This window comes from Acinetobacter sp. ANC 4648, from assembly GCF_002135345.1.
Taxonomy (GTDB): domain Bacteria; phylum Pseudomonadota; class Gammaproteobacteria; order Pseudomonadales; family Moraxellaceae; genus Acinetobacter.
This window is the reverse complement of the sequence record NZ_NEGI01000011.1, coordinates 1-18,460: the sequence shown is the minus strand read 5'-3', so window position 1 is coordinate 18,460 and position 18,460 is coordinate 1. Positions and strand designations below refer to the sequence as shown.

General features: G+C 36.3%; 15 protein-coding genes. 7 read left to right on the top strand and 8 right to left on the bottom strand.

Features of this window, described 5'->3' with window-relative positions; all coding sequences use genetic code 11:
- Positions 1–573: 573 nt before the first annotated feature.
- Positions 574–2,511, bottom strand: a complete 1,938-nt coding sequence (locus B9T27_RS14350) for an ATP-binding cassette domain-containing protein (RefSeq protein ID WP_086207490.1) — start codon at positions 2,509–2,511, stop codon at positions 574–576.
- Positions 2,512–2,693: 182 nt separating this feature from the next.
- Here B9T27_RS14350 and B9T27_RS14345 point away from each other — a divergent pair, with 182 nt between their 5' ends.
- The 4 genes from B9T27_RS14345 (at position 2,694) to erpA (ending at position 6,734) form a co-directional block, all read left to right on the top strand.
- Positions 2,694–3,692 carry a putative solute-binding protein gene (locus B9T27_RS14345; protein ID WP_086207489.1) on the top strand — a complete coding sequence of 333 codons (999 nt, stop codon included), beginning with the start codon at positions 2,694–2,696 and terminating at the stop codon, positions 3,690–3,692.
- 276 nt (positions 3,693–3,968) lie between these two features.
- Positions 3,969–4,976 (top strand): putative solute-binding protein, encoded by a 1,008-nt coding sequence (locus B9T27_RS14340; protein WP_086207488.1) that lies wholly within the window; start codon positions 3,969–3,971, stop codon positions 4,974–4,976.
- 283 nt (positions 4,977–5,259) lie between these two features.
- Positions 5,260–6,264 carry a putative solute-binding protein gene (locus tag B9T27_RS14335; protein ID WP_086207487.1) on the top strand — a complete coding sequence of 335 codons (1,005 nt, stop codon included), beginning with the start codon at positions 5,260–5,262 and terminating at the stop codon, positions 6,262–6,264.
- Between the two features lie 134 nt (positions 6,265–6,398).
- Positions 6,399–6,734, top strand: a complete 336-nt coding sequence (gene erpA / locus B9T27_RS14330) for an iron-sulfur cluster insertion protein ErpA (protein ID WP_086207486.1) — start codon at positions 6,399–6,401, stop codon at positions 6,732–6,734.
- Between the two features lie 57 nt (positions 6,735–6,791).
- Here the strand turns inward: erpA and B9T27_RS14325 are convergent, their stop codons facing one another.
- Both B9T27_RS14325 and B9T27_RS14320 read right to left on the bottom strand, forming a co-directional pair.
- Positions 6,792–7,631, bottom strand: a complete 840-nt coding sequence (locus B9T27_RS14325; RefSeq protein WP_086207485.1) for an alpha/beta fold hydrolase — start codon at positions 7,629–7,631, stop codon at positions 6,792–6,794.
- 126 nt (positions 7,632–7,757) lie between these two features.
- On the bottom strand, positions 7,758–8,885 hold the full coding sequence (locus B9T27_RS14320; protein ID WP_086207484.1) for an anhydro-N-acetylmuramic acid kinase: 1,128 nt from the start codon (positions 8,883–8,885) through the stop codon (positions 7,758–7,760).
- A 62-nt stretch (positions 8,886–8,947) separates the two neighbouring features.
- Here B9T27_RS14320 and tyrS point away from each other — a divergent pair, with 62 nt between their 5' ends.
- Positions 8,948–10,180, top strand: a complete 1,233-nt coding sequence (gene tyrS, locus B9T27_RS14315) for a tyrosine--tRNA ligase (RefSeq protein WP_086207483.1) — start codon at positions 8,948–8,950, stop codon at positions 10,178–10,180.
- A 632-nt stretch (positions 10,181–10,812) separates the two neighbouring features.
- Here tyrS and B9T27_RS14310 read toward each other — a convergent pair.
- From B9T27_RS14310 to B9T27_RS14290, 5 genes are all read right to left on the bottom strand, one after another.
- Positions 10,813–11,190 (bottom strand): hypothetical protein, encoded by a 378-nt coding sequence (locus B9T27_RS14310; RefSeq protein WP_086207482.1) that lies wholly within the window; start codon positions 11,188–11,190, stop codon positions 10,813–10,815.
- Positions 11,191–11,305: 115 nt separating this feature from the next.
- The gene (locus B9T27_RS14305; RefSeq protein ID WP_228146229.1) at positions 11,306–12,211 is read right to left on the bottom strand and encodes a matrixin family metalloprotease; all 906 of its coding nucleotides are present in this window, start codon (positions 12,209–12,211) and stop codon (positions 11,306–11,308) included.
- 220 nt (positions 12,212–12,431) lie between these two features.
- Positions 12,432–14,375: a molecular chaperone DnaK gene (gene dnaK, locus B9T27_RS14300; RefSeq protein ID WP_086207480.1), complete on the bottom strand. Its 1,944-nt coding sequence runs from the start codon at positions 14,373–14,375 to the stop codon at positions 12,432–12,434.
- Between the two features lie 119 nt (positions 14,376–14,494).
- The gene (gene grpE / locus B9T27_RS14295) at positions 14,495–15,028 is read right to left on the bottom strand and encodes a nucleotide exchange factor GrpE (RefSeq protein ID WP_086207479.1); all 534 of its coding nucleotides are present in this window, start codon (positions 15,026–15,028) and stop codon (positions 14,495–14,497) included.
- Positions 15,029–15,475: 447 nt separating this feature from the next.
- Entirely contained in the window at positions 15,476–15,898 is a 423-nt protein-coding gene (locus B9T27_RS14290) for a hypothetical protein (protein WP_228146228.1), read from the bottom strand.
- Positions 15,899–16,079: 181 nt separating this feature from the next.
- On the opposite strand from B9T27_RS14290, the gene B9T27_RS14285 reads away from it, so the two are divergent.
- Together B9T27_RS14285 and B9T27_RS14280 are read left to right on the top strand one after the other, a co-directional pair.
- Positions 16,080–17,147, top strand: a complete 1,068-nt coding sequence (locus tag B9T27_RS14285; protein ID WP_086207478.1) for an alpha/beta hydrolase — start codon at positions 16,080–16,082, stop codon at positions 17,145–17,147.
- A gap of 290 nt (positions 17,148–17,437) precedes the next feature.
- Positions 17,438–18,004 (top strand): peptidylprolyl isomerase, encoded by a 567-nt coding sequence (locus B9T27_RS14280; RefSeq protein WP_086207477.1) that lies wholly within the window; start codon positions 17,438–17,440, stop codon positions 18,002–18,004.
- Positions 18,005–18,460 lie beyond the last annotated feature (456 nt).

Below are 18,460 nucleotides of genomic sequence, written 5' to 3'. Positions count from 1 at the left end.
TAAACTAAAATTATTATGATTTTTTGTGGATAACTTTTTTCGCGAGCCTAGTATTTCATGCAATGATAGAATAATTTACAAAAAATAAGCGCTTAAAATTTATTTTAATGCAGATTAGTGTAAAAATTATGTGTCAAAAGTCATTTATCCACAATATTTTTCTTAAAAAATAGTTTTTGTGATTTAAATTCGAAAAGTAGTTTTGCTACATATGTGGATAAGTATTTGTACGCAGTAAATAATTTAATGCTTTAATGTTGATTATTATTCCTTTATTCGAAGAATTAAGTATTGTTTAAATTAAGTTAATGTGTTCCACGGTGGGGGTTATTTAATCATAACTAAAAGTTATGTGTTAAAAATATTACTATTTTTTAATAACTTATAGTTTTTATTTTTTAATTAAGCCGGTGGAAATATGAAAACCAGTTTTATCTATGGATCAATAGAGTAAAAGCTGAGTTGAGGTCTTTAAGGTGTTTATTTCTAAATCAGCTTTAATCTTGCGCATGATCTTTATCTAGAAGATAAAAAACTGCCCTCGAAAAGGCAGTTCTTATTTAAAATAATGGATTAGTCAGCAGAAGCCTCTAATTCTTCTAATGCCATCATGAATTCAAGTATTTGTTCTTCTGCTTGTGCTAATTTTACTTTAAGTTCAGTTTGCTCATTCATTAGTTTGAGTAAATCATCCTTACGATTAGCCTCATATAGCGTGCTATCACCTAATAAAACTTCTATTTCTGCTAAACGAAGTTGAGTTTTAGTGATTTGAGCTTCATTTTTCTCAATATTCTTGCGGATAGGGCGACTCAATTCACGCTGACGAGCAGCTTCTTTGCGTTGTCCTTCTTTATCAAGCTTTGAAATACTTGGTTTTATTTCAACTTTTGATTTTACAGGTGCAGCAGGTTGCTTCCCACCATTTTTGATCATGTCGATACGTGCTTGGCGTAACCAATCTGCATAAGCAACCAAGTCACCATCAAATTCGCGACTTTCACCACCATGAACGAGGATCAGTTCATCGCAAACACTGGCAACCAATTGGCGTTCATGCGATACAAGAACCACAGCTCCTTCAAAATCAGTCAAAGCCATAGTCAAAGCATGACGCATATCTAAGTCTAAATGGTTGGTTGGTTCGTCTAGAATTAATACGTTTGGACGTTGCCATACAATTAAAGCCAAGGCTAAACGTGCACGTTCACCCCCTGAAAAGCTTTCACTTGGTGTATCCATACGTTCGCCAGAAAAACCAAAGCTACCTAAGAATGAACGTAAGCTTGCTTCACTGACTTTTTTCTCTGCAATACGTGCCAATTGTAACATTGGGCTAGCATTGCCATCCAGAGCATCCATTTGGTGCTGTGCAAAGTAACCGACATTGAGTAGTTCAGAATCTTTACGTTCACCTTGGAGTAATTGCAAATCACCAACCAATGATTTAATCACGGTCGACTTACCAGCACCATTCATACCGAGTAAACCAATACGACTGGTTGGGGTGATTTGTAGGTTCACATTGGTCACAATAATTTTGTCACCATAGCCGATATCTGCATTTTCAAGTTCAAGTAACGGTGAACTCATTTTACTTGGTTCACGGAAACTGAAGGTAAATGGTGTATCCACATGTGCAGCAGATAATTCCTGCATCCGCTCAAGTTGTTTAATCCGGCTTTGTGCTTGCTTGGCTTTGGTTGCTTGTGCTTTAAAACGGTCAATATATTTCTGTAAATGTGCACGTGTTTCTAATTGCTTTTCATAGGCTTGTTGTTGTTGTGCTAAGCGTTCACTACGGGTACGTTCGAAAGTCGAATAGTTACCGGTATACATGATCAATTCTTGATTTTCGATATGTAAAATATGGTCGGTAATCGCATCTAAGAAATCACGGTCATGCGAGATTAGGATGAGTGTACCTTCATACGCTTTCAACCAATCTTCTAACCATAGAATGGCATCTAAGTCTAAATGGTTGGTTGGCTCATCGAGAAGCAATAGATCTGAACGACTCATCAATGTACGTGCAAGGTTCAGACGCATACGCCATCCCCCTGAGAAGCTTGAAACATCAAGTTGAGACTGATGTTCAAAGAAACCCAAACCTGCCATCAATTGCGATGCTTTTGAGGGTGCTGAATAACCATTGATTTCGTCAAAACGACCGTATAGATGCGCAAGTTCATCATCGCTTAATGTATCAGGTTGATCTAATTTATGTTGAATATCCCAAAACTCTTCATCACCTGAAAGTACGAAATCAATTGCTTTCATATCCAATGCTTTGATTTCTTGTGCCATATGCGCAACAGTCCAGACTGCCGGACGAGTTAATGAGCCACTATCTGACTCCATGCCACCAAGGAGTGCATTGAATAAGGTTGATTTACCTGCGCCATTTACGCCAGTTAAGCCAATTTTCCAACCGGGATGGAGTTGCATTGACGCTTTTTGAAATAAAACACGTCCACCGCGACGTATAGAAAGTTGTTCTAACTGAATCATTGATGATCTAACTATGAAATACAGGATGGCGTATTTTAAAGGATAAACACGCTCATAACACAAAATAATGAATTATTAAAAAATATGATTTTTATCGGATTTAGAGTTTTAGCTCTATTTTTGTTCAGTAAAGCAAATTATATTAGATTATACAAAGTTGTACGTGAGTATAAGGATTTACCATGATAAAAAAGTTACTTGCACTAACAGTGTGTATTTGTTCAGGGGCAGCTCAAGCGAAGCAAGATATCTGTGTATTTGATTTACTTGGCAAAGCAGGCGAATCTTATAAAATGATGGAGGAGTGGGCACTGGCTGCAAAAGTATGGAATGCTGATGTTCGACTAATCGCTTATCAAAATGAAGAAAAAGCGGATAATGATTTTAAAAATGGCAAATGCTCAGCAATTTATATGACCACCATGCGTGCACGTGCATATAATAAATTTGCTGGTTCTATCGATGCTTTAGGTGGCGTTCCGAGTAATGCAATTGCCAACAAAGCTATTGTTTATGTTCTGGATAAAAGAAATATTAAAAGATTAAAAACCAATATTGATAATGTAGAGTATGAAGTCGGCGGTATTGGACAAATTGGACCAGCCTATATTTTTGTTAAAGATCGCAGTATTAATACTATTGAAAAAGGGGCTGGTAAAAAATTTGCTGTTTTAGAATATGATAAAGCTCAAATTGCAATGGTGAAACGTGTCGGTGCGATTCCTGTACTTTCAGATGTTTCTGATTTTGTAAGCAAGTTTAATAAAGGACAAGTTGAGATGGTTGGCGCACCAGCCTATGCATTTAAACCCTTAGAAATGGAAAAAGGTTTAGGTGCGAATGGTGCACTATTTAATTTTCCAGTGCTGAATGTCACAGCTGATTTAATTTTTAATACAGATAAATTCCCTAGCAATTTTGGCACGCAATCAAGAGATTGGTTTATTAAACAATTACCGCGCCAATTTTCGATGGTTAAACGTTTAGAAGATAGCATTCCAGCAAAATATCGAATGAATTTGTCTAAAGAAGAAAGAGAAAAATATCAAAAATTGTTAAGAGATGGTCGTATCGAGTTAACGAAACAAGGTGTTTATGATGCAACCATGATGTCTGTTCTAAAAAAAGCCCGTTGTGCTGTGGAAAGAACTAACTTTGAATGTTCAATCAGTGGTGAATAAGACTGTTGAGTTTACTGGATAGAAGAATCTTTAGATCAATATTGTTGTTTGAATAGTAAGTTTATATGCAACATTAATGTGATTTTATCTATAAAACTATATTAAAATGTAAAATTGAACAGATAGTTCAAAATATAAATATATGAAATATAATAAGTTAAAAATAATTATTAAAAAAGTGGAGTAAAAGCTCTATTTTTTTTCAATTAAGCTGATTAATATTGCATGCATGGAAAGATACTTATTATTAATCATAAAATCGATAAGGATGTAATTATGAAAAAAATGACTTTAGCAATCGCTGCAACTTCAATTGTAGGTTTATCTTCAACCGCACAAGCAGCTGTGAATATTTGTGTTTTTGACTTATTAGGAAAATCTGGTGAATCATTCCAAATGGCGCAAGAATGGGCATTAGCATCGAAAGGTTGGGGTGCAGATGTTAATCTACTGCCTAAACAAGATGAATCAGTTGCAGACAATGATTTTAAAGCAGGAAAATGTGACGGCGTATTTATGACGGCAATGCGCGCTCGCCAATATAATAAATTTGTGGGATCAATTGACTCACTCGGTGGTGCACCAAGCAATGCGATTGCACAAAAGGCAATTACTTTTGCACTAGATGGCCGTAATGCCGCAAAAATGACTACCAATCTTGGGGGTAAAAAATATGAAGTCGCAGGTGTTGCACCTTTAGGTTCAGCCTTTATTTTCGTTCGTGATAAAGGAATTAACTCAATAGAAAAAGCGGCAGGTAAAAAGTTTGCTGTACTTAGCTATGATGATGCACAAAAAATTATGGTGCAGCGTGTGGGTGCTCAAGCAGTTCCATCTGATGTGACGAACTTTGTGGCTAAATTTAATAATGGTCAGGTCGATATGGTGGGTGCACCAGCATATGCATATAAACCTTTAGAAATTTATAAAGGGTTAGGCAAAAATGGTGCTATGTTTAACTTCCCTGTATTGCAGGTAACCGCAGATTTAATAATCCGTCCAGAAAAATTTCCAGCAGGTTTTGGTCAGAAATCACGTGATTATTTTGTGAAAAATTTACCAAAAAGTTTTTCAATGATTAATCGTTTAGAAGCAGGTATTCCTGCAAATTATAAAATGAACTTAACACCAGATGATAAACTTAAATATCAAAAACTTATGCGTGATGGTCGTTTAGAACTGACCAAAATGGGCATTTATGATGCGAGTATGATGTCTGTATTGAAAAAAGCGCGTTGTTCTGTCGATAAGGCCAATTTTGAATGTTCATTAGGCGGAGAATAATTTAAAATTTCAAACACTTAGCCCAGAATTCGTTCTGGGTTTTTTTGATTTCATGTCATGTTATTTGCGCCATTGAAATACCAAGGTAATTCCGTATCCTAGTGAAAAGAGTCATTATACAATTTAAGTTGAAATTAAACTGAGATTAAATTTTGAGTTCTTGTTTTAAAAATAAAAAAGTGCTCGTGCAGTATTCAATTTTTAAAGTGGAATGCTGCTATTGAATTAATAATAACTCTATTTAGATGTGTACACATCTGTAAATTGGCAATGGAAAATTAAAATGAAATGCTCTAAGTCGCTTTTATTATTGATAGGTTTAATGGCTACTGCTTCAGCAACTCAAGCCAAGCAAGTCATGTGTGTATTTGATTTAGTAGGTAAAAATGGTGATGTATTTACTTTGATGAAAGATTATCAGCTCGCTGCTAAAAATTGGGGTGCAGATATTGAGTTGAAAGTTGGCCAGAATGAAGCCGTTATTGCTGAAGATTTTAAAGCGGGTAAGTGTGACGCGGTAAGCATTACAGGGATGCGTGGACGACAATTTAATAATTTCACGGGCTCTTTAGATGCTATTGGTGCGATACCCGATGTTGGTCTTGCAGTAAAAATTATGCAAGGGTTAGCCAATCCTACTTTTGCCAAGTTTATGACACATGGAAAGTATGAAGTTGTTGGGGTGATTCCAGTTGGTGATGCTTTTTTAATGGTGAATGATCGAAATATTAATACTGTGGCGAAAGCTGCAGGTAAAAAAATAGCAGTTTTAGATTATGATCAAGCGCAAAAAATTATGGTACAGCAAATTGGTGCTCAAGCTGTCAGTGCAGATGTCACTAATTTTGGTAGTAAGTTTAATAATGGCCAAGTTGATATTATTGGTGCACCCGCAGCAGTTTTTAAACCATTAGAATTACACAAAGGGTTAGGTGCCAAAGGTGCAATTGTGAATTATCCATTACTACAAGTAACGGGTAATTTAATTATTCGCCCAGATAGTTTTCCAGCAGGTTTTGGTCAGCAATCACGAGATTGGGTCAAGAGCCAATTGCCCCGTGCCAATTCAATTTTAGGTAAAATGAAAGCAGATATTCCAGCAAAATATTGGATGCAAGTTCCAGCTGGAGACAAACCTGGTTATCAAAAGATGATGCGTGAATCTCGGATTAGTTTAACCAAACAAGGGGTTTATGATCGCCGTATGATGAAATTGTTATGGCAGTTCCGTTGCAAGAATGAACCACAAAACTTTGAATGTGCTTTACAAGATGAGAACTATAAATAATTTGAATTAATTCCGAGAGAATTACTCTGAATAAACTTTAAAGTTCTCAAACTGACCATATATTGAGTATGCTATACTGAATATATGGTTTTTTATGTTCAAAACCGACCAAATTTGTTTGAGGAAAATCCGCCATGAATGCCCAAGTGCTTGAGATGACTGATAATGCTGCTAAAAAAGTTCGTCAACTTCGTGACAGTGAAGGAAATCAAGACCTGATGTTACGTGTATATGTGACAGGTGGGGGCTGTTCTGGTTTTTCTTATGGTTTTAATTTCGCTGAAAGTGTGAATGAAGATGATGCTAAATTTGAGAATGGTGATGTTACCATGTTAGTGGATTCTCTCAGTTATCAATATCTCATTGGCTCTAAAGTAGATTATCTTGAAGGGCTAGAAGGTTCGCGTTTTATTGTTGATAATCCCAATGCAACAACGACTTGTGGTTGTGGTTCATCCTTTTCAATCTAATCTATTCTAGATTTTTAAAAGCCCTCTTTATAAAAGAGGGCTTTTTTATGTATGCCTCTAATGGATCGTATCTAAAATAATTTTACTGAGTTGTTTTGCATTCTGCACAGGAATCCAGTGCGTCGCATTCATAATGACTTCTTTATAGGGTGCATTTACATATTGTTTATTGAGCTCCACACTTTTAGCCCCAATCGCTGCATCATATTTTCCCCAAATAAATAAGGTTGGGACTTGGATAGCTTGAGCTAAATGCTTATTTGAACTAAATGGAATTGCTCGATACCAATTTAAGGCGCTACTTAAACGTTTTTCCTGCACGATATCTTGGCGGAAATCTTGTAACTGTTGCTCCGTCATACCTGAGTTTTTTAAAAGTGCCTCTCCAATTTTTGGAAATTTTTCAAATAATAATTCAGGAATAATAGGGAGTTGAAATAAGCCCATGTAATAAGACTTGAGTAATTGATTGCTGCTCAGCATCGAGCGTATAAAAGCAGCTTTATGTGGAACAGAAATAGTAATGAGATGTTTAATTTTTTGAGGATATTTTTGTGCAAGCTCCCAAGCGACTACAGCACCCCAATCATGGCCAACCAAATAAACAGGTTGCTGGATGATTTCCAATAGAGCATTAATATCTTCAACTAAAGCAGAACTACGATAGGCTGATCGTGCTTGAGGTTGAGCCTTTAAGCTATAACCGCGTTGATTGATGGCAAAGGTTCGAAAACCTTGTGCATTTAAAATTCGACTGGTTTCTTGCCAGCTTCTGTTGGTTTCAGGAAAGCCATGTAAAAGTACAAAGGCTTGACCTTCTAATGGTCCAGAATCAATGACCTCAAAATTTAAGCCATCTCGTTGATAGTGCTCTAATCGTTGTATGGTTAAATTCATTTTTATCTCAACTTAATTTTTCTTTATATTGTGAGTTTTATTAAAAATTTTTAACAGCAAAACAGGACAGTCTTAGGGATGAAAAGGTCGAACATTGTTCTACAATCTTCGACCAAAGCTTAAGTACTAGATTGCTGTTATGGTGCCTAAAACTCTAAAACCTTGCGCACCAGTCACAGCCGGTAAATTACCACTGAGTTGATGCATAAAGCGCATTGCTAACCATGCAAAAGCAGTTGCTTCCACCCATGTTGGCGATAAACCCAGAACCTGAGTGGTTTGAACCGTCCAGTGATGTTTACGTAAGCGCCAGCGTAATTGTTCTAATAAATATGAATTATAAGCACCACCACCACAAACATAGACTTCACCCGTATCTAATTCTGAGCGATAAATAGCTTTTTTAATGGCACGTGTAGTGAGTTTTAACAGTGTTGCTTGCACATTTTCTGGCGTATCTTCTAATTCACTATATTCCAAATCATTACGCCAATCGGCCAGTTGTTCATCTAACCGTTCTAGATTGAAATCTTCACGACCTGTACTTTTTGGAGGTTCTTTAGAAAAATATTCATGGGCTTGTAAACGGTCTAATAAAGAACGAATTGGTTGTCCATAAGCAGCCCAATTGCCATTATCATCATAAGGTTGTCCAGTGTAACGATGGCACCAAGCATCCATGAGAATATTGGCTGGGCCAGTATCAAAACCATAAACACCCTCAGCATCACCCGCAGGGAGCATGCTGACATTGGCAATACCCCCCAAATTTAAAATCACACGATGGATACTCGAATGTTGAAACAGTGCTTGATGAAATGCAGGGACAAGCGGGGCACCTTGACCACCAGCAGCCATATCACGCCGACGAAAATCTGAAATCACAGGGATTTGGGTGATTTCAGTAATAATATTGGGATCACCAATTTGTAAAGTAAAACCATGTTCAGGACGATGACGAATGGTTTGGCCATGTGAGCCAATTGCTTTAATTTGAGTTCTATCTAAATTATTGTCTTGTATCAGTTGATTAATACTCTGACCAATCATGGTTGCCAGTGCAACATCGGCTTTACCCATACGATCAATTTCATTATCGTCAGGTAAAGTTAAAGCCATGAGCTCATCACGTAAATGCGGATCAAATGCAACTGTTAGGGTGGCATGAACTTGTAATGGGTCAAATGAAGCTGCAACAAAATCGACGCCGTCCATGCTGGTTCCAGTCATTACGCCAATATAGATTGTTGTCATGAAGATACTTCGCCTGCATTATGCTGAAAAAATGTTAGTATATCGTACAAATTGAACAACTGATGTATTTGGGTTTTGTGATGTCAAATTTCCTGCCAGCTGAAGAACAACTTGCCCTCATTCAACGAGGCACTCATGAAATTATCTCTGAAGAGGATCTGCTTAAGAAACTTAAAGAGAATAGACCTTTAAAGGTTAAGGCGGGTTTCGATCCGACTGCACCTGATTTACATTTAGGTCATACTGTACTAATTAATAAATTAAAAACTTTCCAAGATTTGGGTCATGAAGTAATTTTCCTAATTGGGGATTACACGGCCATGATTGGTGACCCAACGGGTAAAAGTGCGACGCGTCCACCTTTATCTCGTGAACAAATTTTAGAAAATGCTAAAACTTATCAAGAACAAGTATTTAAAATTTTAGATCCCAATAAAACAAAAGTGCGTTTTAATTCAGAATGGTTTGCAGAAAAAACTGCAGCTGACTTAATTCAATTGGCATCGCAGCAAACTGTGGCACGTATGTTAGAGCGTGATGATTTCACTAAGCGTTATAACAACCATCAGCCCATTGCGATTCATGAATTTTTGTATCCATTGGTACAAGGCTATGATTCAATTGCCTTGGAAGCAGATGTTGAATTGGGTGGTACAGACCAAACTTTTAACTTGTTAATGGGACGAACTTTACAAGGTCGTTATGATCAAGAAGCGCAGGTTTGCATTACTGTACCTATTCTTGAAGGTTTAGATGGCGTGAATAAAATGTCTAAGTCTTTAGGCAATTATATTGGCGTATTTGATGCACCTGGTGCGATGTATCAAAAAGTACTGTCGATGCCAGATAGTTTAATTGAACGTTATTTTGATTTACTGAGTTTTAAATCTCTAGATGAAATTTTGGGTCTTCTTAAAGAAATTGAAGAAGGGCGTAATCCGCAAGAGATTAAGAAAATTTTAGCTGTAGAGCTTGTGGAACGTTTCCATGGTAGTGATGCTGCTGCCAATGCACATAAAGGTGCAGGAAATATTATTACTGAAGGTGAATTACCTGAAGGTACGCCTGAGGTGACGATTTCACGGGGTGAGTTTGGTGGTGAAATGTTTATTGCCTCTATTCTACGCTCTGCGGGATTAACCAAAAATGCGGCTCAAGCCAAAGATGCTGTAGCACGTGGTGCTGTGAAAGTCGATTGGGAAGTGGTTGATGCCAATTTTTCTGTAAATGAGAACAAAACCTACATTATTCAGGCGGGTAAAAAAGCGATTGCTCAAGTGACCTTCATTGATTAATGATAACGCTTTGATATATAAAAAAAGCCATCATTATTGATGGCTTTTTTTTCACTATAAATTATCTTTAGCACTAAATAGCATATAGAAATTAAAAAAACTTCTATAAAAACATATGTTAATTTTTTCTATTTATATTGATTTAAATATCAAATATGCTTATATTCAGTGTTGTAAATTTTAGCGTTTATCACATTTTTAGATATGTGAGATGAAAATAATAAGCGAAATAAAATTATAATATTGAAACAATATAATCGGTCTTATGACTGTATTAACTCCAAGGAGAAAAGATTTTGGGAGAGATCTTTTCTCCTTTTTTATGTATATAATTTTAAATGAAGTAATGATAAAAAATTTAATCAGACTGAAATAAACCGTATGATTTACTTCTAAAAAAATGGGCATCTTGGAGTAAAGTTAATAATTCAAATAAACGAGGTTCCACGTGAAACCAAGATCAATTGGGATAGGTTTAGGTTCACATTAATTATAGTGTGATATTTCGCTATTTTTGTGATGAGTGTCGGGCTGCTTAATAGATAGTATGAATTGCTTAAAGTAGACTAGTAGACTGAGTTGTAATACGTAGGGCATTTGACCATGTTATATCTGGTCAAATGCCCTTTTATTTATTCAATTTCAGAGAGATCTAATTTTACTGCCTCTAAAATATCTAAAACCACAGCAGTTACATCTTGGCATAAATCTCGATCATTAAAGATTTCATAGGCGCTAATGGTGATATCGGTATCACTTGGTAATTGTTTTTGCTCTTCTTCAATTAGGTGCTGAATCGGTAATAAAGTTTGCTTAATCGAGAGGTGTAAAACATCTTTAAATTCGATATTTTCATCCTCAAACTCAAGTGTCTGTTCATTATAAAAAGGCAATAGAATTGCATGGAGATAGGGTTGAATCTCGGTAATATCAAATATTTCAATATCGCGAGTTTGTTCAATTGTGCTGATATGATCATTTACTTCAAGAATAATATGATAATAGCTCACGGCGATCTCCTTTAAGTTTTATCATTCGACAATAACACGAAGTTGTAGATAAATAATTCAAATAGATATAAATCCATATGTAAATTATGTGTTTTATTGTCTGTTTTTAACATTGTTAATGTCTTGAGTTTAACAGCTCTAAGTCAGAATTCGTTAATTTAAAGTTTTTCAAATCTTGTTCTTTCATTACGGGGTACATCAGGGCTTTGGGGTCTTGGTTGTGGTTTAGCCCCAAGGCATGACCAAATTCGTGTGCGATAGTGAGTCGTAAATCTTCATCTGATTCAAATTCATAAATATTAATTTCTTGGCCATTAAAGAGTCCTTTATCAAATTGGCGTGCGTGGAAACGATGATTGAATTGATCAACAGATTGATTGAATTGCTGATTCATTATATTAACATTGTCGACTTGTTGGTTTAGCTGGCTAACTTTTAGGTTGAACTCATTAATACGCTGTTGTAATTCAAATTGTTCTTGTTGTAGTTGCTGTTTTTGCAAATTTAATTGCTGGCGAGTAGTATCGCTTAAAGTGTGCTGTGTTTGATTAAAGTCTTGAATTATTTGGTTGTATTGCTCAACTTTCGTTTGATAATTAACTTGATAAATATTAAGTTCATGTTTGGCTTGTTCAAGTTGTGAATCTAAGTGTGTTACTTTTTCATGTTCTGAATCTGTGTATTGTCGGCTATTTTCAATGATCCGTATTTCTTGTTTACGTTGATCTGATTCAGCTTGGCGATCATCATAAATTAAATTGATACTGAGCTTTGCATTAGGATCATAGATAAATTGGTTTTTTATCGTGCCTTGTTGCCAAATTGCTGCCGCCTGTTGGGTCAATTGCTGAAGTTGTTCAGTGGATAGGTTAAAGCGAGGATCAATGCTTCCAATACGATAACGTAGCCGAGTATCTAAGGGATGTTGAATCCGATCTAGGAGAGAGTTGTAGGTGAGTTGAGGATGGATTCTGCATTGAATCGTAAAATAAGCGGTTGCTATAACTAAAATAAAAATCATCCAAATACGCATTTTTTATATTTTTAAATAGTCTAAATATTAATAATTTATACAAAAACGAATAATTGGCAAGCATATATTTAATCGTACCTCTTTATCTTTTTTATCTTAAGCTTTAATCGCTATACGGACTTTATGTAATCAAGAAAAATATTCATTTTTAAACATAAAAAAACCGCGCTTTCGCGCGGTTTTTTTAAAACTCAATTAAAGCGATAAATTATTTTTTATCATCTTTAACTTCAGTGAACTCTGCATCTACAACGCCATCATCAGCTTTTTGCTGTTGTTGACCTGCATCACCACCGAACTGGTTAGGATCGAAACCTTCAGCTCCGCCTTGACCTTGAGCAGCTTCATAAGCACGTTGGCTGATCGGCATAATGATGTTTTGTAAAGCTTCAGTTTTCGCCTTAATGTCATCTACATCATTTTCTTTGGTTGCAGCTTCAAGCTCAGTAACAGCCGTTTCAATTGCTGTTTTTTCATCAGCAGTGACTTGCTCACCAAGATCTTTCACTGCTTTTTGCGAGCTAGAAACTAAAGCATCTGCTTCGTTACGTGCTTTCGCAAGTTCTTCAAATTTACGATCTTCTTCAGCATTTGCTTCAGCATCTTTGATCATCGCTTCAATTTCAGCATCGCTCAAACCAGAGTTTGCTTTAATTTGAATCGATTGCTCTTTACCTGTGCTCTTGTCTTTAGCAGACACTTTCAAGATACCATCAGCATTGATGTCGAAAGATACTTCAATTTGTGGCACACCACGTGGAGCAGGTGGAATGTCACCCAATTGGAAGTTACCTAACAATTTATTTTGCTGCGCCATTTTACGTTCACCTTGGAACACAGAAATGTCTACAGCAGGTTGGTTGTCAGCAGCAGTTGAGAATACTTGAGATTTCTTCGCAGGAATCGTCGTATTTTTCTCAATGATTGCAGTTAACACACCGCCCATTGTTTCGATACCAAGTGTCAATGGAGTAACGTCAAGTAAAAGTACGTCAGTTTTGTCACCAGACAATACTGCACCTTGAATCGCTGCACCCATTGCAACAGCTTCGTCAGGGTTCACATCTTTACGAGGCTCTTTACCAAAGAATTCCTGTACTTTCTGTTGAACCATTGGCATACGTGACTGACCACCTACCAAGATTACGTCAGAGATGTCAGAAGTCGAAAGACCTGCATCTTTAAGCGCAATACGACAAGGCTCAATCGTACGAGCAACTAAATCGGCAACTAAACCTTCAAGTTTCGCACGTGTTACGTTGATCACTAAGTGTTTAGGGCCAGTCGCATCTGCCGTGATGTACGGAAGATTAATTTCAGTTGCATTCGAAGAAGAAAGCTCGATTTTTGCTTTTTCAGCTGCTTCTTTCAAACGTTGTAATGCAAGTGGATCTTGCTTCAAGTTGAAGTTTTGTTCTTTCTTGAACTCTTCAACTAAGTATTCGATTAACGCATTATCAAAGTCTTCACCACCAAGGAATGTATCACCATTGGTCGACAATACTTCAATCTGTTGGTCGCCATCTAGATCTGCGATTTCAATGATTGATACGTCAAAAGTACCACCACCTAAGTCATAAACCGCAATTTTACGATCGCCTTCTTTTTTGTCCATACCGAACGCAAGTGCAGCAGCAGTTGGTTCGTTGATGATACGTTTAACTTCTAAACCAGCGATTTTACCCGCATCTTTCGTTGCTTGACGTTGTGCATCATTAAAGTAAGCAGGAACGGTAATAACAGCTTCAGTTACTGTTTCACCTAAATAGTCTTCAGCTGTTTTTTTCATCTTTTTCAAGATTTCAGCTGAAACTTGTTGTGGTGCCAATTTTTTATCATTGACTTCAACCCAAGCATCACCATTGTCTGCTTTGATGATTTTGTACGGTACTAAACCGATGTCTTTTTGAACCGCTTGGTCTTGATACTTACGACCAATTAAACGTTTGATTGCATACAATGTATTTTTTGGATTAGTGACTGCTTGACGTTTTGCAGATTGACCCACAAGAATTTCGCCATCTTTGTATGCAACAATTGATGGTGTAGTACGCGTACCTTCTGCGTTTTCAATTACTTTAACTTTGTCGCCTTCTAATACAGCAACACATGAGTTAGTTGTACCTAAATCAATACCGATAATTTTAGCCATTGATATTTTTCCTCTTAATTTTTTGCAATAGTTTATGCTTGTTATCCGATATGAGAGCCTTTCAAAATTTTTCAAGTAAAATTCTTGAAAATATTTTATAAACTCTCGAATTTATTACTTTATTGACCGACTAAGACCATTGCTGGACGAAGTAAACGGTTATTTAAGGTATAGCCTTTTTGTAATACGGTGCCAATTTCATTGGCTTTTGCCTCTGGATCGATACCTACTGCCTGATGAAGCTCAGCATTGAAGCCATTTGCTGTATTTGCTTCTTGTACACCAAATTTTTCTAAAGTGGTGAGTAAAGACTTTAAGGTGAGTTTGATCCCTTCAACGACTGCATTTTCTTCATCACCCGCAGCTTGAATAGCACGTTCTAAATTGTCGACTGATTCAAGCAGTTCTTTAGAAAATTTTTCAAGCACAGTCTCTTTGTGTTTTTCAGATTCACGTTGAATACGTTCAACACTTTTTTGTGCTTCGTAAACTGCATTTGCAGTACGTACTTTTTCAAGTTTTAAGCTTTCTTCAAGTTTTTGAATTTGAGTTTGTAAATCTTCAACACTAACGACAGCTTGAGTTTGATCATTTTGCTGTTCAGCTTGCTCTGGTTGAATGTCTTGAGCTTGTTCAGTTTGCTCATTAGCCATTGATGATCTCCGTTTAAATGGGTTCTTAAACATGTACAGTCCTTTGGCTTCAGTAATCACTGGAGTAATCCTGAACTGCCATGATTGTTTAATTCACTATGGACTAAAGTGTGGGCGAGCAGCAAAAATTCAAGTTTTTAGCGATATAATTTAAAATTATTCAGCTTTTAAAGATGTTTTAGCTGAAAAAGATCGATTTTTTCTAAATAATGACGTCATATGCTTTAATTCACTGAATTTTTAATACTCATTGGTTTTCTAAATATGTGTTCAGAGCTTGTTAAAGAACATCATATGAACTGAGTCTATATGTAAAAGTCTTAACCGAATAACGTATGAGTATTATGATATTGTCTAGATTATGTATCCCAAATTCAGTTTAAAACTAAAAACTGTTTATTTATAAAAAAGTCATTAATTCTGATTTTGGGGATTATGCTCAGCCGATTATCTATCATCAGCTTTATTTTTGCGGTTATTCCGCTTGTCCCATTTTTGCCCGTGGGGTTTATTTTGATCCCAATGGTGATTTTGATTTTGTTCCAGATGGTATTGGTGTTGTTGCCATTGCTGTTTTTTGATTTGATCGAGTTGCCATTGTTGACGATGCTCTTGTTCAATTCGTATTTGTTTTAAACGATAAGCTCTTTCTCTTTCCCAGCGAGCACGTTCATAGCGATCATTACGATTGTTATAATGACGATCATAGTGATCATCATAAGTTCGATAAACACCAGATGGATAACTACTATTGTAATTGTAATAAGGTCGATCATTTGGAAAGGAAACACAACCCACTGCCAAGAAAGCAATGCTGAGTGAAAGCAAAGTTGTTTTAATCGCCATAGCTGTAATCTCAGTTTTATCCATCAGAAATAGCAAAAAAAATCCTGATTTATAAATAAATAGTCAATGACATCAATATCAACTCAGATTAGCGTATCTAAGATTCGTATTTGTATATTGATTGCTAGACTTATATAAGAATATAGTCAATCAAAGCCTGATCATGTAGAAAATATGAAGATATTAAAATGGGAAGGGATGTTGAATGGTTGCTTTTAATAAGAATCTCCAAGAATTAATAGAAAAAGCACAGGGTACAGCCGGGCGTTCACTGGATCGATTGCCACGGTTTGCGCAAGAATCATTGGTCAAAGTTCTAGGCTATCCTTATCAATATCCTCAGCTGGATAGTTTTACCAAATGTTTGATGGCTGCGCAGTTGAAGCAAGGTAAGCTTGGCTTTATTGGTGATGATGTTATTCATTCGCGCAAGCAGTTTGAAGTACAAATGCACTCTATCATTCATAAGCCGACACCTATTCAGTTTGTGGAAGATATTCGTCTGCCTTTACAGAGTGGCAGTATTTACGCACGTCATTACCATCCTGCACCGAATAAAAAGTTACCCATGATTGTATTTTATCATGGGGGGGGCTTTGTGGTGGGAAGTGTGGATACGCATGATGAAGTTTGTCGCTTAATCGCAATCCATGCCAAAGCACAGGTGTTGAGTATTGAATATCCACTGGCACCAGAGGTTGGGCCACGGGATGTGATCCAGTCATGTGAAGATGCGCTGGCTTGGGTCTATCAAAACCGTCGCCATTTTAAAATTTTGAAAAATAGAATTGCAGTAGCAGGAGATAGCGCTGGTGGAAATATTAGTGCTGTGGTTGCTCAGCGTACGGTCAATGCCGTATATGCACCACATGCACAATTCTTAATTTATCCGGCAGTCGACTTTAAAAGCCGCCATCCTTCTTTTTATGCTTATAAAGATGGTTTGGTACTGACAGGTACCGATATTGATCATGTAACTGACTATTATGCGGATCGTTATAAGGTTGCGATGGATGATAGTATTATTTCACCGACTTATGGGAATTTAAGAAAACTAGCACCTGCATATGTTATTACGGCTGGACATGATGTATTGCATGATGAAGGCAAGATTTACGCATATAAGCTTCGTCAAAATGGTGTTAAAGTTGATTACCATGATTATGAAGATCAAACCCATGGCTTCATTAATCTGACCCCTGTTTCTAAAAAAGCTAAAAAATACCTTATCGAAATGAGTAAAGATTTTAGAAAATTTTGGGATAAACAGTAATACATATATAAGTAGTCTAAAAAAGCTGAATTTTAAGTGAAATTCAGCTTTTTACTTTTATAGAGCTAAAGTGTAGTTGTATACATTAAATAAAGTGTATTGCTTCACAATAAAAACAATCCAACTGATTTCAGTTTAAAAGAGTCATCCACAGCAGGCGCATGATTTATTGGAATCTGTGTGCTATTTAGAAACACAGGTTTTGAAAGATAAAGATAACAGTATTAATTATGCTGAATCACGAATATAAATAGACATAACTTTTAATGGTAACTTTCTGAGAGGAAAAGATGTTGAAAAAAGCATGTATGGCATTGTCTTTAATTGTGGCGAGTGCAGGTGTATTTGCAAATACCAATATGCAGATTAAAACCAATATGGGGAATATTGATATTGAGCTGTATGATGATAAAGCACCAATCTCTACTAAGAACTTTCAACACTATGTAAAAAGTAATTTTTATAATGGCACGATTTTCCATCGAGTTATTCCAGGCTTTATGATTCAGGGTGGTGGCTTTGATAGCAATATGAAAGAAAAGCCAACACAAGCAGCCATTAAGAATGAAGCAAATAATGGCTTGAAGAATACACGTGGCACATTAGCCATGGCTCGCACTAATGATCCAAACTCTGCAACCAGCCAATTCTTTATTAATGTGGCGAATAATGACTTTCTTAATCAAGCACCAATGAATCCTGGTTATGCGGTCTTTGGTAAAGTCACGAAAGGCATGGATATTGTCGATAAAATTGTCAAAGTACCGACTACAAATTACGGAGTGTTTGAAAATGTACCTAAACAAACCGTAAAAATACTCAGTATCCAAACTATAGCAACCAATACTCAGAAATAATGAAAAATTAAAGCAGAAATAATTCAATCATATTTCTGCTTTATAATCAGAGCCTTACATGATAACGGCACAAAAATGAACCAATATAGTGCATAAAAATACAACACTCAATAAAACAATCAGTTAAAAGAGCTTGCACGTGTAGGAAATTCCCCTATACTGTGCTCATCCCGACGCGATACAGCGAAACGAACGAAGCACGAAGTGTTAAGTTGTTAAGTTAATCGTGTTAGATCTTGTCTCTGATGAGGAGCAAGAAGATCATTAAGAGCTTATGAAGAACAACTTGTGTGGATTTTTACTGGTTGATCGATCGAAATTATTTTCATTGATTGATGGTAGAAATTACTCGAAGTTTATTTGAGAAATATTTGTCAGAAAATTGATGAGCCAAGATTGGTAGCCTTTAAGCTACTACTGATTTTAAACTGAAGAGTTTGATCATGGCTCAGATTG

Excerpts from the sequence above, each read along its gene's own strand:
- grpE (WP_086207479.1), bottom strand. The coding sequence starts at position 15,028 with ATGGCTAATGAGCAAACTGAACAAGCTCAAGACATTCAACCAGAGCAA.
- B9T27_RS14280 (WP_086207477.1), top strand. The coding sequence starts at position 17,438 with ATGTTGAAAAAAGCATGTATGGCATTGTCTTTAATTGTGGCGAGTGCA.
- B9T27_RS14345 (WP_086207489.1), top strand. The coding sequence starts at position 2,694 with ATGATAAAAAAGTTACTTGCACTAACAGTGTGTATTTGTTCAGGGGCA.
- B9T27_RS14340 (WP_086207488.1), top strand. The coding sequence starts at position 3,969 with ATGAAAAAAATGACTTTAGCAATCGCTGCAACTTCAATTGTAGGTTTA.
- B9T27_RS14285 (WP_086207478.1), top strand. The coding sequence starts at position 16,080 with ATGGTTGCTTTTAATAAGAATCTCCAAGAATTAATAGAAAAAGCACAG.
- tyrS (WP_086207483.1), top strand. The coding sequence starts at position 8,948 with ATGTATTTGGGTTTTGTGATGTCAAATTTCCTGCCAGCTGAAGAACAA.
- B9T27_RS14335 (WP_086207487.1), top strand. The coding sequence starts at position 5,260 with ATGAAATGCTCTAAGTCGCTTTTATTATTGATAGGTTTAATGGCTACT.
- B9T27_RS14325 (WP_086207485.1), bottom strand. The coding sequence starts at position 7,631 with ATGAATTTAACCATACAACGATTAGAGCACTATCAACGAGATGGCTTA.
- dnaK (WP_086207480.1), bottom strand. The coding sequence starts at position 14,375 with ATGGCTAAAATTATCGGTATTGATTTAGGTACAACTAACTCATGTGTT.
- erpA (WP_086207486.1), top strand. The coding sequence starts at position 6,399 with ATGAATGCCCAAGTGCTTGAGATGACTGATAATGCTGCTAAAAAAGTT.
- B9T27_RS14350 (WP_086207490.1), bottom strand. The coding sequence starts at position 2,511 with ATGATTCAGTTAGAACAACTTTCTATACGTCGCGGTGGACGTGTTTTA.
- B9T27_RS14305 (WP_228146229.1), bottom strand. The coding sequence starts at position 12,211 with ATGATTTTTATTTTAGTTATAGCAACCGCTTATTTTACGATTCAATGC.
- B9T27_RS14320 (WP_086207484.1), bottom strand. The coding sequence starts at position 8,885 with ATGACAACAATCTATATTGGCGTAATGACTGGAACCAGCATGGACGGC.
- B9T27_RS14290 (WP_228146228.1), bottom strand. The coding sequence starts at position 15,898 with ATGGATAAAACTGAGATTACAGCTATGGCGATTAAAACAACTTTGCTT.